The sequence below is a fragment of the Azospirillum argentinense genome (assembly GCF_000632475.1).
GTDB lineage: Bacteria > Pseudomonadota > Alphaproteobacteria > Azospirillales > Azospirillaceae > Azospirillum > Azospirillum baldaniorum.
In genome coordinates, this window is sequence record NZ_CP007796.1 from 451,310 (window position 1) to 466,908 (window position 15,599).

7 protein-coding genes are annotated in these 15,599 nt (G+C 68.5%); all 7 read left to right on the top strand.

Going from position 1 to position 15,599, the window contains the following annotated elements; genetic code table 11:
* Position 1 precedes the first annotated feature (1 nt).
* The 7 genes from ABAZ39_RS28270 to ABAZ39_RS28305 all read left to right on the top strand — a co-directional run bounded on the left by ABAZ39_RS28270 (position 2) and on the right by ABAZ39_RS28305 (position 15,599).
* On the top strand, positions 2-352 hold the full coding sequence (locus ABAZ39_RS28270; RefSeq protein WP_040137584.1) for a phage tail protein: 351 nt from the start codon (positions 2-4) through the stop codon (positions 350-352).
* On the top strand, positions 349-1,089 hold the full coding sequence (locus ABAZ39_RS28275; RefSeq protein ID WP_051658668.1) for a phage minor tail protein L: 741 nt from the start codon (positions 349-351) through the stop codon (positions 1,087-1,089). The genes ABAZ39_RS28270 and ABAZ39_RS28275 overlap by 4 nt, the downstream gene beginning before the upstream one ends.
* Positions 1,090-1,093: 4 nt before the next feature.
* A complete protein-coding gene (locus ABAZ39_RS28280) occupies positions 1,094-1,798 on the top strand; it encodes a Mov34/MPN/PAD-1 family protein (protein ID WP_040137585.1) in 705 nt (234 codons plus the stop codon).
* Complete coding sequence (gene gpJ / locus ABAZ39_RS33530; protein ID WP_051658669.1) at positions 1,795-7,185, top strand: TipJ family phage tail tip protein; 5,391 nt, start codon at positions 1,795-1,797, stop codon at positions 7,183-7,185. The genes ABAZ39_RS28280 and gpJ overlap by 4 nt, the downstream gene beginning before the upstream one ends.
* Positions 7,186-7,195: 10 nt before the next feature.
* A complete protein-coding gene (locus ABAZ39_RS28295) occupies positions 7,196-7,654 on the top strand; it encodes a hypothetical protein (RefSeq protein WP_144243662.1) in 459 nt (152 codons plus the stop codon).
* Positions 7,633-7,821 (top strand): hypothetical protein, encoded by a 189-nt coding sequence (locus ABAZ39_RS28300; RefSeq protein ID WP_040137587.1) that lies wholly within the window; start codon positions 7,633-7,635, stop codon positions 7,819-7,821. The genes ABAZ39_RS28295 and ABAZ39_RS28300 overlap by 22 nt, the downstream gene beginning before the upstream one ends.
* Positions 7,822-7,907: 86 nt before the next feature.
* A complete protein-coding gene (locus ABAZ39_RS28305; protein ID WP_040137588.1) occupies positions 7,908-15,599 on the top strand; it encodes a beta strand repeat-containing protein in 7,692 nt (2,563 codons plus the stop codon).

Here is a 15,599-nt window from a genome sequence, read left to right on the forward strand (position 1 = left end):
CATGGCGTTCCCCATCTTCGCTCCGGCCATCCCGCCGAGCCCCGGCACGGAAATCGCTCCGGAGGTCAAGGTGCTCGCCGCCGACTTCGGCGACGGCTACCGCCAGCGCGCCGCCGATGGCCTGAACAACGTCCGCGACACCTTCGCCTTCGCCTGGGAGGCTCTGCCGGCCGCCGACGCCGACGCCATCGTCGCCTTCCTCAAGGCGCGCCTCGGCGCCGAGGCGTTCCTCTACACGCCACCCGGCGAGAGCGCGCCGCGCAAGTTCACCTGCACGAAGTGGGCGCGCAAGCGCGTGCGCTTCTCCTATCACCAGATCACCGCCACCTTCGTCGAGGTTTTCGACCTATGACCACGGCGACCACACCCCGCAGCGCCGCCCAGGCGAAGATCGCCAGCGAGGCGCAGAAGGCGGCGACCAGCCCCTACGTCGTGCTTTACCAGCTCGACGCCCGCGTCCTCGGCGGCGACGTCTACTGCTTCACGCAGTCGACCCGGGAATCGGCGCCGATCACCTACGGCGGCGTCGAGTACACGCCGATCGATCTGGAGGCCGACGGCTTCGAATGGACCGGCGCGGGCACGCTGCCGACGCCGCGCGTCCGCATCGCCAACGCCAACCGCGCGATGAGCGCGCTCGTCGGCACCTACGACGACCTGCTCGGCGCCACGCTGACGCGCATCCGCACCTTCCGGCGCTTTCTCGACGGCGAGCCCGACGCCGATCCCGGCGCCCACTTCCCGCTCGACATCTACCGCGTCGAGCGCAAGGTCGCGCTGACCAAGACGCACATCGAGTGGGAACTGTCGGCGGCGATGGACCAGGAGGGCAAGATGCTCCCCGGCCGGCAGGTGCTGCGCGACGCCTGCACGCACACCTACCGGCGCTGGACCGGCGCCGGCTTCGACTATTCCCAAGCCACCTGCCCCTACACCGGCTCCGCCTGTTTCAAGGCCAGCGGCGATCCCACCGGCAACAGCGCCGAGGACGACTGCGGGCGCAAGGATTCCGACTGCAAGAAGCGCTTCGGCGAGACCGCGGTGCTGCCCACGCGCGCCTTCCCCGGCGTCGCCCGAGTGAGGATCTGATCCCATGTTCACGCCCGATGCCGTCGCGGCCATGCAGGCCCACGCCATCGCCGCCTTCCCCGAGGAAAGCTGCGGCTTGGTGGTCGACAACGCTTACAGGCCGCTCGCCAACACGCACCCCGACCCGACCCGCCACTTCCACATCGCCGACGCCGATTACCTGACCCACGCGGACGGGCTTCAGGCGGTGGTCCATTCCCACCCGATGGGGCCGCTGCACCCGTCGGGCGACGACATGCGCGGCCAACTGGCGACCGGCGTGCCGTGGGCGATCATCCCCACCGACGGCGAGGCCGCCGGCGCCCCGATCGTCTGGGGCGCCGGTGCGCCGGTGCCGCCGCTGATCGGCCGGCCGTTCGTGCACGGCGTCACCGACTGCTACGCGCTGTGCCGCGACTACTACCGCGACACCCTCGGCATCGCCGTGACCGATCAGGCGCGCGACGACGAATGGTGGGACCATGGCGAGAATCTCTACCTCGACGGCTTCCAGGAACGCGGCTTCGTCACCGTCGACCGCGCCATGATGCGCCCCGACGACGTGGTGCTGATGGCCATCCGCTCCAAGGTGCCCAACCACGCCGGCATCGTCATGCCGAACGGTCTGATTCTGCACCATCTGCAAAAGCGCCTGTCGCGCCGCGAGCCGCTCGGCCCGTGGATGCGCTATGTGACGCACGTCCTTCGTCACAGGAGTGTCGCGCCATGATGCGCCGCGTCCATCTCTACGGCGCGCTGCGCAAGGAGTTCGGCAAGGGCTTCACGCTCGACGTGGACTCGGTTGCCGAGGTCGCCCGCGCGCTCGAAGCCAACTTCCCCGGCCGCTTCTTCAAGGCCTTGCGCGACGGCGCGTTCAAGCTGGTGCGCGGCGACAGGCGCAGCGGCCTGGTGCTGAACGAGCAGGAGCTGACCTTCCGACTCGGCAGCGGCGACCTGCACATCATCCCGGTGCCGAAGGGGGCGGCGGCCAGCCAGAGATCCAAGGGCGGCGCCAAGGCGGTGATCGGCGTCGCCATCATGGCGGTGGCGATCATCGCCGCCCCAGCCTCCGCAGGCACTTCGCTCGGCGGCTTGGTCGTTACACAAACCGGCGCGCTGACCGCCTACGGCACCGCCGCCATGTTCGGCCTGTCGATGGCGCTGTCCGGCGTCTCGATGATGCTCAGCCCACAGGCCAAAATGGGCGACCTGGAGCAGGTCGAGAACCGCAAGTCGTTCCTCTTCAACGGGCCGGTCAACTCCATCGAGCAGGGCGGCCCGGTGCCGCTCATCTACGGCCGCCTGCGCGTCGGGTCGACTGTCGTCTCCGCCGGCATGGCCCCGGAACAGATCATGTCCGGCGGCCCCACCGGTGGCAACGGGTCGGAGATGACCACGGTGGTGCTGGCGGGCTCGCTGTGGATCGTCACTACGACGTACCCCGACATCAGCCACTTCCATGTCGGCACGGTCCGGGGCGGCACGCTGCATCTGGCCGACCACACGCCGGTCGAGGCCGACAGCCTGCTCACCGTCGCCCAGGTGGCCGGCGGCCTGCGCTTCATCCCCGACGACGACGAATTCACCCGCGGCGTCTTCGCGATCCAGGCGGCCCGCCGGGTCGGCAACGACTACAACTTCGTCGGCGCGCTCGTCGAGACCGAGGCCGGCGGCTACACCGATCCCTGGGGGCGCTCCGGCTTCAATGGCCCCGTCGCCGATGGCGGCATCTCGGGCTCGGGCGGCGGCAAGGGCGGCGGCGGCGGTTCGGGTGGTGCCCGCGAGGACGCCGACAGCCTGCAATCCCGCTCGACCGCGCGCGTCGTCGACCTGATCGGCGAGGGCGAGCTGGAGGAACTGCCCGTCGGCAAGTCCAAAGGTGTCTACTTCGACGGAACGCCGCTCGAGAACGCCGACGGCACGTTGAATTTCAAGGGCGTGAGCTGGCAAAGCCGGGTCGGTCTGCCGAGCCAGGACCACATCGCCGGCTTCGCCGCCGCCGAGAACGAAATCGCCGTCTCCACCCGCGTGCGCGCCGACACGCCGGTGATCCGCACCATCACCGACACCGACGCGCTGCGCGTCACGCTGCGCTTCCCGATGATGACCCAGCAGGACGCCGACGACGGCGATCTGCACGGTTCGAAGGTGCAGATCGCCATCGACGTGCGGCCCTACGGCGGCGGCTGGCGCGAGACCATCACCGACACCATCGAGGGCAAGGCCACCGCCGCCTACGAGCGCGCCTACCGCATCGAACTTCCGGAAGGCGGCGCGCCGTGGGACGTGCGGGTGCGCCGCCTCACCCCGGACAGCACCAGCGCGACCGTCCAGAACGAGAGCTGGTGGTCGAGCTACACGCAGATCGTCGACGGCAAATACAGCTACCCGGACAGCGCGCTGATCGCGCTGACCGTCGACAGCGAGCAGTTCGGCTCGTCGATCCCGGCGCGTGCCTACGACGTCAAAGGCCTGCGCGTCAGCGTGCCCGACATCTACGATCCGGAAAACCACAGCTACGCCAACGGCGGCATCTGGCAGGGCGGCTTCAAGACGGCGTGGACCGACAACCCGGCCTGGGTGCTCTACGACCTGATCACCAACACGCGCTACGGCCTGGGCCGGGTGATCGACGCCAGCCAGATCGACAAATGGAGCCTCTACCAGATCGCGCAATACTGCGATCAACCGGTGCCCAACGGCGCCGGCGGCTGGGAGCCGCGCTTCACCTTCAACGGCATCATCCAGACCCGCGAGGACGCCTACAAGGTCATCCAGTCGATCTGTTCGGCGTTCCGCGGCATGGCCTATTGGGCGGCCGGCCAGGTCTTCGCCAGCGCCGACATGCCGGGCGACGACAGCGTGATCGTCGCGCCGGCTAACGTCCTCGACGGCGTCTTCTCCTACGCGGGAACGGCGCTGAAGGCCCGGCACACCGTCGCCAAGGTGGCGTGGAACGACCCCGCCGACGAGTACCGCGGCGCGATCGAGGTCATCGAGAACACCCGGCTGATCGAGCGCCACGGCCACCGCGAGATCGAAGTGTCGGCGTTCGGCTGCACGAGCCGCAGCCAGGCCCGCCGTCTCGGCCTGTGGATTCTCGACAGCGAGCAGCACGAGACCGAGACCGTCACCTACCGCTGCTCCTTCGACCACCTGGAGGTGACACCCGGACAGATCATCCAGGTCGCCGATCCGGCCTACGCGCTGGTGCGCCTGGGCGGGCGGGTGGCCGCGGCGACGGTGGGCCGGGTGACGCTCGACGCCCCGGTGACGCTTGAGGCCGGACACGCCTACACGCTGTCCGTGACGCTCCCCGACGGCCGCGTCCTCGACCGCGCGGTGGCCGGTGGGATCGGCGAGCACAGCGCGTTGACGCTGGTCGACCCGTTGCCGGTGGCTCCCGACGCCGGGGCGATGTGGTCGCTGTCGAGCGCCAGCCTGACCCCACGCCGCTTCCGTGTCCGCAGCATCCGCGAGCTGGAGCCCAACGTCTTCGAGGTGACGGCGCTCCTGCACGACCCGACCAAGTACGCGCGGGTCGAACAGGGTCTCAACCTGCCGGCACCGGCCTACCAGGGCGGCGTCACCCCGCTGCCGGCGCCAGCCAACCTGCGGGCGGTGGAAAGCGTCTATTGGGTCAACGGGCTGCCGCAGGCCCGCGTCTCGGTGAGCTGGACGACGAGCAACCTGCCCGAGATCGCCGGCTACCGCGCCGACGTGATGACGCCGGGCGGCCAGTGGCAGGAATGGGCGACGACGCGCGTCGGCGGCTTCGACATCGAGCCGGCGGCCGAGGGCCGCTACACCATCCGCGTCACCACGCTCGGCCACGACAACCGTCGCGCCAGCGCCGAAATCGGCCTGATCGTGCGGGGCAAGGGAACGCCGCCCGGCCAGCCGACCGGGCTGGCGGCGTCCGGCGGCATCCGCCAGATCGCCCTGCGCTGGTCCAACCCGACCGACACCGATCTCGCGCACATCGAGGTGTGGGAAAGCGCGACGAACGACCTGACGACCGCGGAGAAGATCGCCGAGGTCAAGGGCAGCAACTTCATCCGCGCCGGACTCCCCGGTCTCGCGGTGCGTTACTACTGGGTGCGCGCGGTCGATCTCGGCGGCAACATCGGCGACTTCAACTCCAACCTCGGCACCGCCGGCGAAGCCCGCCCGGCCGGCGTGGAGGACATGGCGCAGGCGGTGTGGGACCGCGTCAAGGACGACATCGTCCACAACGTCCCGGACATCGACTTCTCCTTCCTCGACACCCATGTCGAACGCCTGATCCAGCGTCAGGACTTCGCCTTCCTCGACGCCCGCGTCGAGGCGGTGATGGCGCGATCGGGGTTCGACAACGCGCTCGCCGAGACGCTGGCCGAGTCGGTGCGCCTCGGCTACGAACGCTTCGAGGCGTTGCAGCAGACGCGCGGCGACAGCCGCCGCCGCTTCGCCGCCGTCGACCAGCGCATCACCCAAGAGGTCTCCGACCGGCAGGCGCTCGCCGAGACGGTCACCGAGATGGGCGCCGCCTGGGAGCACAACCGGGCCATCATCACCGGCCGCCTCACCGCGCAGGCCGACGACCTCGGCGCGCTCGCCGAGGAGGTGACCCTGCTCGCCGCCAAGACCGGCGAGGACATCGCGGCGGCGGCTCTGACCGAATCCCGCGCCCGCACCGATGCCGACACCGCCCTGGCCGAAAGCATCCACGACCTGACCGCAACGGTCGGCGACAACCGCGCGCTCGCCGAGGAGCGTTGGCGCACCCTCGCCGACGCCGATTCCGCCGAAGCGGCCAGCCGCACCGTCCTGGAGGGCAAGGTGGACGGCAACTGGGCGCGCTTCGTCGCCGAGCAGACCGCCCGCGCCGACGCCGAACGGGCGCTCGCCGAGGACATCCGGACGCTGCGCAGCGACGTCGATGGCAACGTCGCGGCGATCGGGCGCGATCTGCAGACGCTCGCGCAGACCGACGAGGTGCAGGCCAAGGACATCACGACGCTGTTCGGTCGGGTTGGAGACAGCATGGCGGCGCTGTCCAACGAAACGATGATACGCGTCCATGAAGATGGCGCACTGGCCCAGCGCATCACCCAGCAGCGTGTGCAGATAAACAGCGATCTCGCGACGCTTGGCGGCGAACTGCGCTCCTGGGTCGACCATGACTCCGCCGTCGCCACCAACCTGCGCACGCTGAACGCCGAGTTTTCCGGCAATCAGGCGGCGGTGGCCGGGGAGATCAAGGCGGTCAGCGACAGCCTCTCGGCGACGGCCACTGACGTCCGGGCGCTCGCCACGCGGGTCGGCGACACCGAGGCGGGCATCGCCAGCGAGAGCCGGGCGCGGGCCGATCTCGACCAGGCGTTGACCGAGACGATCACGCAGCAACGCTCGCAGATCGACAAGAACATCGCCGGTCTGGAGACCTCGCTCAAGACCTGGGTCACCGCCGAGTCCACGGTAGCCCGCAACGTCTCGACACTGCAAACCACGGTCAACGACAACACCACCAAGATCAGCACCCAGCAGAGCAGCATCGACGGATTGCAGGGACGTTACTCAATTACCGTGGACAACAACGGGTACGTCTCGGGCATGGATTTGCTGTCGAACACCAACGACGGCGTGACGCGGTCCAGTTTGATCTTCCGTGTCGACGACTTCATGGTCACCAGGGCCGGCTACGCCAACGTCACGCCGTTCGTCATCACCGCTGTCAACGGCGTCCAAAAGGTCGGCATCAACAGCGCGATCATCGGTGACGCCGTGATCGGGCGGGCGCACATCGGCGACCTCGTCGTCAACGGCGAGAAGATCGATAACTGGGCGACCAGCTACATGGCCGCCGGGGCAGGCACATGGTCGGCAGCGGTGTCGATGACCACCACCGGCAGGAACATCCTGATCCTGCGGCAGGCAACCATCCACCGGATGACGTGGGTGGCGAGCGGCAACGAGGCGGGCGGGGCATGGGCATGGGTGCCCGACCGCCAGTTCTGGATGTCCATGGAGGGACGCGCGGCGGGCACCCACACCTTCACCGTGGAGGCCCCCGCGCAAGGCGGGGGAAGCCCCGCAAACGCCTGCTATGTTTCCGTGATTGAACTTCGCAAGTGAGGACCCCGCCATGCCCCCCGTAACCGGCACCTTCCGCCACGCCGCCGCTTCTCCGTTCTACATGTCGTTCCTGTTCTACGACCAGACCGGATGTATTCTGCAAACAGGCGAATGCCCCGCCCCTGAGTTCGAGCACCAGAGACCGGGACCAGGCTGCAAGCGTTTGCAAGGCCAAGCCGACCTCACCCGCGATTACGTGGACCTGTCCGGCAATGAGCCGGTGATCCGCGAGCGCCCAGCACTGCTCGGGTTCGACAAAACCCGGATCCTCGCCGACGACACCGACACGGCAACGCTGCGCGGCCTGCCATCGCCCTGTACGGTGTTGGTCAACGGCGTCGCCCACACCGTCGACGGCGGCGAGCTTGCGCTGTCCTGCCACCTGCCGATCCGCCTCACCGTCGTCATCGACGCGTTCCCCTATCTGCCCTTCCAGGAGGTCGTCACATGCGTCTCTCCATCCGCCTGAGCGCCGAGCAGATCGCCGAGGAGCGCCGACGGCGCTACCTCGCCGCCTGGCCGATGCACGCCCAGCTCGAAGCCCAGCACGACGCGGCCAACGGGCGCCCCGAAAAGCTGGAGCGCATGACCATCGATTTCACACGCATCAAGGCCGAATTGCCCTTCCCGGATTGAAATTTGCCGGCCCCGATGATACAGTAAGCGCTTAGATATACTGAGGCCACACCCCATGCTGGCCCAACGGCGACGGAAAGACAGCAATGCCACAAACTTGGTATCGTGACGGCTCCGTCACTCTGATCAACGGCTCCACGGCGGTGACCGGATTCGGTACGCTGTGGGCCTCGCAGGTGTTTCCAGGTGACGTCTTCTCGCCCGACGGCGATCGCTTCTACGAGGTGGCGGCCGTCGCCTCGAACACCGCGCTGACTCTGCGCACGCCCTACACCGGCACGAGCCGCCCGCCGCTTGCCCAGGTCAACACGATCACGCCACGCGTCGTCAGCGCCAACACCGCGCAGACCGACGAGATCTCCATCAATGACTTCGTCTACCAGTTCACCAGCGACGCCTCGCCGACCGTGGCCGAGATCTGCGCCGGCCTGGCCGCCCGCATCAACGCCTCGCCAACCTGCCCGATGACCGCCGTGGCGACGGGCGGCACCCTCGTCCTGACCGCCAAGACTCCGGGCCAACCGCTCACCGTCATCGTCTCGGTCAATCTGACCAGCGGCCTGACCGCCCCGGCCAGCGCCGGTTCCGGCTACATGGTGATCCGGAACTTCGCCGGCACCATGGCCGCCGATATCGCCAACCGCATGGCTGATCTGGTCCGCAAATGGCAGCTGCGCGAGGACGAGTTCGTCGCCTGGATGGCTGGCGACCCGCGTGGCGGGCCGAACGGCGACGGCAAATATCCGCTGACCGACACGCAGGGCAATGTGCGCCTCGTCGAGACACCATCGGCGTTGCTGGAGATGATTGACGGTGGCCTGATGGACAATGTCCAGCTGGTGATCGACGCGGTCGAGGACGATGTCGTGGCGGCCCAGTTGGCGGCGACCGAAGCGTCCGAAGCGGCGGTGGCCACGGCGGCGGCGCGCAACGCCGCTCAGGCCAGCCAGGCGGCGGCCCTGGCCAGCGAAACCAGCGCAAAGGCCAGCGAAACCGCTGCCAAGGCGAGCGCCCAGGCCGGATCGGCAAGCGCCGGGGCTGCGGCGCAGTCGGCTCTGACGGCGGCCCGGGCCGAGACGTCGGCCCTGGCTGCGAAGACCGCGGCCGAGACGGCGAACGCCGGCGCCCAAGCGGCGAAGACGGCGGCGGAGGGGGCGTCCGCCGCCGCCAAGGCCAGCGAGACCGCGGCGAAGGGCAGCGAAACGGCCACCAAGACGAGCGAGACCGGAGCCGCGGCGAGCGCCCAGACGGCGACGACCCGCGCCACGGCCAGCGCCACCTCGGCCTCCCAGGCCGCGAGCAGCGCGACCGCCGCCGCCGGTTCGGCGTCCGCAGCCGCGACCAGCGCGCAGACGGCAACGACCAAGGCGAGCGAGGCGGCGGCCAGCGCGGCGGCGGCCAAGACCAGCGAAACCAACGCCAAGACCAGCGAAACCAACGCCGCCGGCTCCGCCTCGGCGGCGGCCGGATCGGCCTCCAACGCCGCGACCAGCGCCCAGGCGGCGGCCGGGTCGGCGACGCAGACCAGCGCGGGCGCCGCCAAGGCATCGGAAACCGCGGCGGCCACCGCGGCCGCCCAGGGACAGGGCAGCGCTTCGGCATCGGCGGCATCGGCAACCCAGGCGGCGGCCTCGGCGACCACCGCCGCGACCAAGGCCGGCGACGCTTCCACCAGCGCCAACGCCGCTGCGAACAGCGCCAACGCCGCGCAAGGCAGCGCCAACACCGCCGCCACCCACCTGTCGGGCGTGCAGGCCAACGCCACCGCCGCGGCGAACGCCCGCACGGCGGCCGAAGGGGCACGCGACCAGGCCGCGGCGAGCGCGGCGACCGCGGCCTCCAGCGCCCAGGCCGCCGACGCCAGCGCGCAGTCGGCTTCGGCCGGCGCCACCAACGCCAACACCGCTGCCGCGGTGGCCGGCACCTCGGCGACCGATGCCGTCAACGCCAAGGTCGACGCCGTGTCGGCGCGCGACAGCGCGCAGCAGCTGCGCGATCAGGCGTCGGCGCAGCGCGAGCTGGCGGCGGCCTGGGCGTCAAACGGCTTCAACGTGCCGGTGCAGTCCGGCGCCTACTCGGCGCTGCACTGGGCGGCGATGGCCAAGGAGTATGCGGACACCGCTGGAACCATCGTCGGCGGCTTCAGCTTCTCCGCCATCGGCGACGGCAACCAGCAGAAATTCACCGCCTCGATGCCCGGCGACACGATGCACTTCGTGCAGGGCTCGAACATCAACATCAACTACGACGCAGCGCTCAAGCGCCTGACCTTTTCGGCCACCTCGAAACCGGTGGACACCGAGCATGCGGGCCTCGCCGTGCGCGACGACAACACGGCGGGCAAGACCTTCCTGTCGCTCGTCCCGGCCAACATCGCCCACCAGTCGCTCGGCGGCGCCGGGACCAACACGCACGCGCAGATCGACGCCCATCTTGGCAGCGTCGGCAACCCGCACGGCACCACGGCCGCCCAGGTCGCCATCACGGCAATTTCCGGCTTGGCGGGATCGCAGGTGCAGGCGGCTCTGGCCGACTTGCAGGACAAGAAGGCCACAAAGGACAGCCCCACCTTTTCCGGCGTGGTGACGCTCGCGCAGGACCCGACGAACGACCTGCACGCCGCCACCCGCCGGTACGTGGAGAGCCGTCCGGCCAAGCTGTCCGCGCGCTTCGCCACGACGGGCGACCTCGGCACGGTTCTGGCGACCACCCAGACGCTGACCGGACCGTCCGCCAGCTACGCGACGACCGGCACCACGATCAACGGTTCGAACAGCGTGACCGGGGTTGCCGATGCGGTGAGCCGCATCAAGATCGGCGCGACGGTCACCGGCACCGGCATTCCGGCGTCCACGACGGTGTCCGCCGTGTCCGGGACGACGGTAACGCTGTCGGCCAACGCCACGGTGTCCGGCACGCCGTCTCTGACCTTCACCCAGACCATCGGCGCTCTGACCGTTGATGGCGGCACTCCCGGGCTGCTCGACCGTGTTCTCGTCAAGGACCAGACGACGGGCGGCCAGCGCGGGTTGTACGTCGTGTCGACGGTCGGCACCACCTCGGTGCCCTGGGTGCTGACGCGGACGACCGACACGGACAGCTGGGCGGACCTCGTCGGGGCGATGGTCAGCGTCAACGAAGGGGCAACGAACGCCGGAACGTTGTGGCTTTCCAACGCCACACCCTACGACGGCGTGCTCGGCACGACGGTGCTGACATGGAGCGCCGTGCACAACGCACAAAGCAAGGCGCTCAACACCCTGGCGACGAACGGGCTGATCGCCCGCACGTCGGCTGGGACGGTGACGGCCCGCACCATCACCGGCACGAGCAGCGAAGTCCTGGTTACCAACGGCGACGGTGTGTCCGGCAACCCGACGCTCAGCCTGCCCGCCACGCTGGCCCTCGGTGGCAAGGCGGTGACGGTCGGCGACGCCAACTTCACCATCCAGGACACCGCCGACCCCACCAAGCTGGTCAAGTTCGAACTCGGCAACCTGTCTGCCGGAACGACGCGCACGCTGACGGTGCCCAACGCTTCGGGCACGCTGAGCCTGGACGGTCACACCCACGACTGGAGCGCCATCGTCAGTGGCAAGCCGGACAGCGCCCGCGGCTACGGCATCCTCGACACCTTGTCCAACGGGCCGGTGCAGCAGGTCGGCCACTTCGCCGGATTGAAGCTGTGGGACACCGATGGCTCGCACATTGTCAACGTCGCCATCGGTTCCGACGTGTCGGCGGAACGGTCGCTGACGGTCTACACGGGCGACGCCAACCGCGCACTGACGCTGAATGGCGATGCCACGATCAGCGGCACCAACACCGGCGACCAGACGATCACCCTGACCGGTGACGTGACGGGCTCAGGCACCGGCGGCTTCGCCACGTCCATTGCCAACAACGCTGTGAGCAACGCCAAGCTGCGGCAGGGCGCCGCGACTTCGGTGATCGGACGGGCCGCCAACAGCGCGGGCAACGTCGCCGACATCGCCGCGACCGCCGACAACACCTTCCTGGCGCGGCGCGGCGGCTTGCTCACATTCACCAGCCCGACCTGGGGCGACATCACCAACGCCAGCAAGCCCACCAGCCTGTCCGGGTACGGCATCACCGACGCGCAGCCGCTCAACGCCATGCTCACCACATTGGCGGGCCTCGACGGCAACGCTGGCGTGCTGGTGCAGACGGCGTCGAACGCCGTGTCCAAGCGCGGCATCGGCACCATCAACGCCAGCGACATTCTCGACCGCACAGCGGGCGACAGCCGCTACGCCCAGGTGACCGGCAACGTAACCTTCGGCGGAAACCTCTACGTCAGCAACGGACACCCCTCGGTAAACTTCCGGGAGAGCGATGCCGCCGCCGACACCAAAGCGTGGACTCTGGACGTCGAGAACGGGCGTTTCCTCGGCATGCTGGCAAATGACAGCAACACGGCCTGGACGACTTGGCTGAACGTGCAGCGGTCAGGGATGACGGTGTCCGACATCGCCCTGTCCGGCAGCGCCCTGACCTTCAACGGCAGCAACATCCTGACCACGGCGACCGGCGCTCAGCTGTCTGGGGCGGCGTTCACCGGCAACGTCACGATGCGCACCGCTGGGGGCGGAAACCTCAAGGTGCTCGGCACCGGCAACGCGGGGGTGGAACTCGGGCGCGACGACGGCGTTGCCAGCACGCCGTTCCTGTACTTCCATTCCGGGGCGACCTACACGACCTATGACGTGTCGCTGATGGCGTCGGGCGGGAACGGGACCAACGGGCAGGGCACGCTCAACATCCAATCGGCCCTGCTCCAACACAACGGCAGCAACGTCCTGACCACCGCGCACTGGTCCACCCAGGCGACGCCGAACACGGCGATGCTGCGCGATGGCGCAGCGAACGTGGCGGCAGCGGCCTACACGGCGTCCGGCACCTACCCGGCGCTGTTCTTCCACGACACCGACGCCACCACCAACAGCAAGCGGTGGCGTCTGGCGGCGAACACCGCGCAGATGGACATTGCCATCGACTCCGACGACTTTTCGTCGTCGGTCGGCGTGATGTCGTTCTACCGCAACACCACCACGCCGACCGGAATCAGCGCGTGGGCTCCTTTCACGGTCAACGCGAATGTTGCGGCCAACGGAGCGCATCTGCACCTGCAAACCGGCGGCGGCTCGCTGGGCCGGAAGTCGGTGATCCGACACTACGGCACGTTCGCCGGGGGCACCGCCGATACCGGGCAACGGGTGGTCGGGCGCACCGAGGCCGGATTCAGCACCGCCAACTGGGGGACTGAGTACTACGCGATCTGCCTGAACTCAGCGACCAACGACGCGGCCTCCGACGCCAACATGACCGCCTACCTGACACTGACCAAGGACACGGCGCAGTTCAAGGCGAAGACGGAAACCTACCTCGCCCAGCTCGGCACGACAGTCGGCAACTCCGTCCTGCATAATCAGGCGGTCTCTGGCTCCGGTACGTCCAACACCGACTCTCTGCGTACATCCATCCAGCGGTTTTCCGGTGGCCCTAGCAACGCATGGAACTCGGCGGGGTGGCGTATCCAGCGACAGGTGGACACCACACCGCAGGGGTTCATCCAGTTCGGCGGCGAGGGGGATGGCTACGGCGTCTCCATCGGCTCCGGTGCGGGGATGCCCTCCCGGCTGTACGTCCCGTCCTCGGGCGATGTCGTCGTCAACGGCGCCGGCCTGACCGTCAGCCCAGAGGCGGCGGGTGACGTGACGGTGGGAAAATGGTCGGAGCTCTCCGCCGCGCCGAACGGCAGCGCTGCCGTCGGCTCGAACCTGTACCTCGACAACAGCAACATCTTGCGCGCCAAGTGGGCGCATGGCTCCATCGGTTCACGCGGCATTCTGTTCAACTACCCGTCTTGGGGGGACGTGCGCGTTGTCAGCTACTCCGGGGCGACGACGGCCAATCAGGACCTCTCGGCCCAGCCGACCTACCGGCTCTATCACGAAGGGAACCTCACCGGGGCGTGGCTGGGCCAAGACCTGCGCACCTCCGCAGCGCCGACGTTCAATGGGGTCGCGTCCAACGGCTCCATCCTCGCGCTGGCCTCCAATGGCATCCGCCACAAGCAGAGCAGCGGCGCCACGGGGGTTGGCGTCATCCACCGTAACGACGGCGGCAATTTTTGGCTCTTGCTGACCAATAACGGCGACGCCAACGGCGACTGGAACACCCTGCGCCCGTTCCAGATGAACCTTACCTCGGGCCAGATGACATTTGGTCACGGCGCCATCGTCCGGTCCGGGCTTTTGACGGACGCTCTGCGTATTGGCTCCCTCAATTCGTCCATCGATGGTGAGACCCTGTCGGTGTCCCCAGGCTCTGGAACGACCGGGCAGAACGTCCGCATCGGCATCCGCAACTCCGGTAATGGTGACGGCTCCCCCAACGCCGTGTTCCTCGGCGTCGACGGCAACGCCTTGGCGGGGCGAGCCTTCATCGACACCCGCGCTTATGGCGTGGCGTCGGCGACCCCGTTGGATCTCCGGATCGGCGGCACGACCAACGTGACGCTCGCCGCCGATGGCATGCTGACGGTCGGCCGGAACCTGTCGACACAGTACCCAGCGGCGCTCGCCATTGCGGAGAGCACCCACGCCACCAGCCGTCGCGCCGCCATGGTGGTCGGTAGCTGGGTAATCGGCCAGGACTCGCCAGCCAATGGCACCCGCGACCTCTTCATCTACGGGATCGACCCCGACCTCCATGTTCTCAAGGCGGGCCTGAACGGTGTCGTTGATTTCGCCAAGACCCCGACCGTTGCCGGCAGAACGATGCTGAACTCGGCGAACTTCAGCCCGTTCAAGAACAAACTGCACAACGCCAATATGCAGGTACGGCAGCGCGGGATCGGCCCCATCGTCACGCCGGGCTTTCTGGCTGACCGCTGGACGACCATCGCCAACACAGCAACCTTCACGGACAAGGTCTATACCCAGATCGTGTATGACATCAACAGCGGCAGCAACTGGCTGGAGCTCCGGATGTCGAACGCGGTGACCAGTGGGGGATCGTCGGTGGACGCCCTGCTTCTCCAGCAATCCGTCCCAGCCGAAGATGCGAGCGATCTGCGCTGGGGGACGCCCTGGGCGAAGCCCGCAACCCTATCGTTCCGCTACCAGACCAACGCGCCAGGCGTCTACACCGTTGTCATCCGTTCTGGCGACGCCGGACGGTCGTGGGTCGGCACTTTCGCGGCCATCGCGGGCGAGGGCACCGTCACCCTTTCAATCCCCGCCCCCACCTCCGGAAACTTCATGTCGGTGGCTGGATTCAGCTTCGCCGTGTGCTTGGCAGCAGGCGGCGATTACCGGACGAACACCTCCGGGCAGTGGGTGACGGGCAACCGCATCGGCGTCAGTGGCATGGGAAACTTCACCGGCACCGCTGGAAACTACTTCCGGATCACCGAGGCGGTTGTCGCTGAGGGCACCGACACCCTGCCCTACGCCGCCCTGGCCGTGCCCTACGCCCTCGACCTCGCCCGCTGTCAGCGTTTCTATCAGGTGTTGCCCGACGCCATGGTGTCGGGCTGGGCGGCGCTCGACTGGAGCTACTACACCGAATTCGTCTACCCCGTCCCCATGCGGGCACCGCCCACAGTCACCCTGAACCAAGTCGGGCTGTACAACGCAAAAAATCTCGGAGTCAACTCGGTCAGCGCCACGCGCATCCGCCTCCAGGCGCAGTCCGCCTCGGAAGCCACCTCATACTTCGTTACCCACGTTTACCTCTCTGCGGAGATTTGA

Excerpts from the sequence above, each read along its gene's own strand:
- ABAZ39_RS28270 (WP_040137584.1), top strand. The coding sequence starts at position 2 with ATGGCGTTCCCCATCTTCGCTCCGGCCATCCCGCCGAGCCCCGGCACG.
- ABAZ39_RS28275 (WP_051658668.1), top strand. The coding sequence starts at position 349 with ATGACCACGGCGACCACACCCCGCAGCGCCGCCCAGGCGAAGATCGCC.
- ABAZ39_RS28280 (WP_040137585.1), top strand. The coding sequence starts at position 1,094 with ATGTTCACGCCCGATGCCGTCGCGGCCATGCAGGCCCACGCCATCGCC.
- gpJ (WP_051658669.1), top strand. The coding sequence starts at position 1,795 with ATGATGCGCCGCGTCCATCTCTACGGCGCGCTGCGCAAGGAGTTCGGC.
- ABAZ39_RS28295 (WP_144243662.1), top strand. The coding sequence starts at position 7,196 with ATGCCCCCCGTAACCGGCACCTTCCGCCACGCCGCCGCTTCTCCGTTC.
- ABAZ39_RS28300 (WP_040137587.1), top strand. The coding sequence starts at position 7,633 with ATGCGTCTCTCCATCCGCCTGAGCGCCGAGCAGATCGCCGAGGAGCGC.
- ABAZ39_RS28305 (WP_040137588.1), top strand. The coding sequence starts at position 7,908 with ATGCCACAAACTTGGTATCGTGACGGCTCCGTCACTCTGATCAACGGC.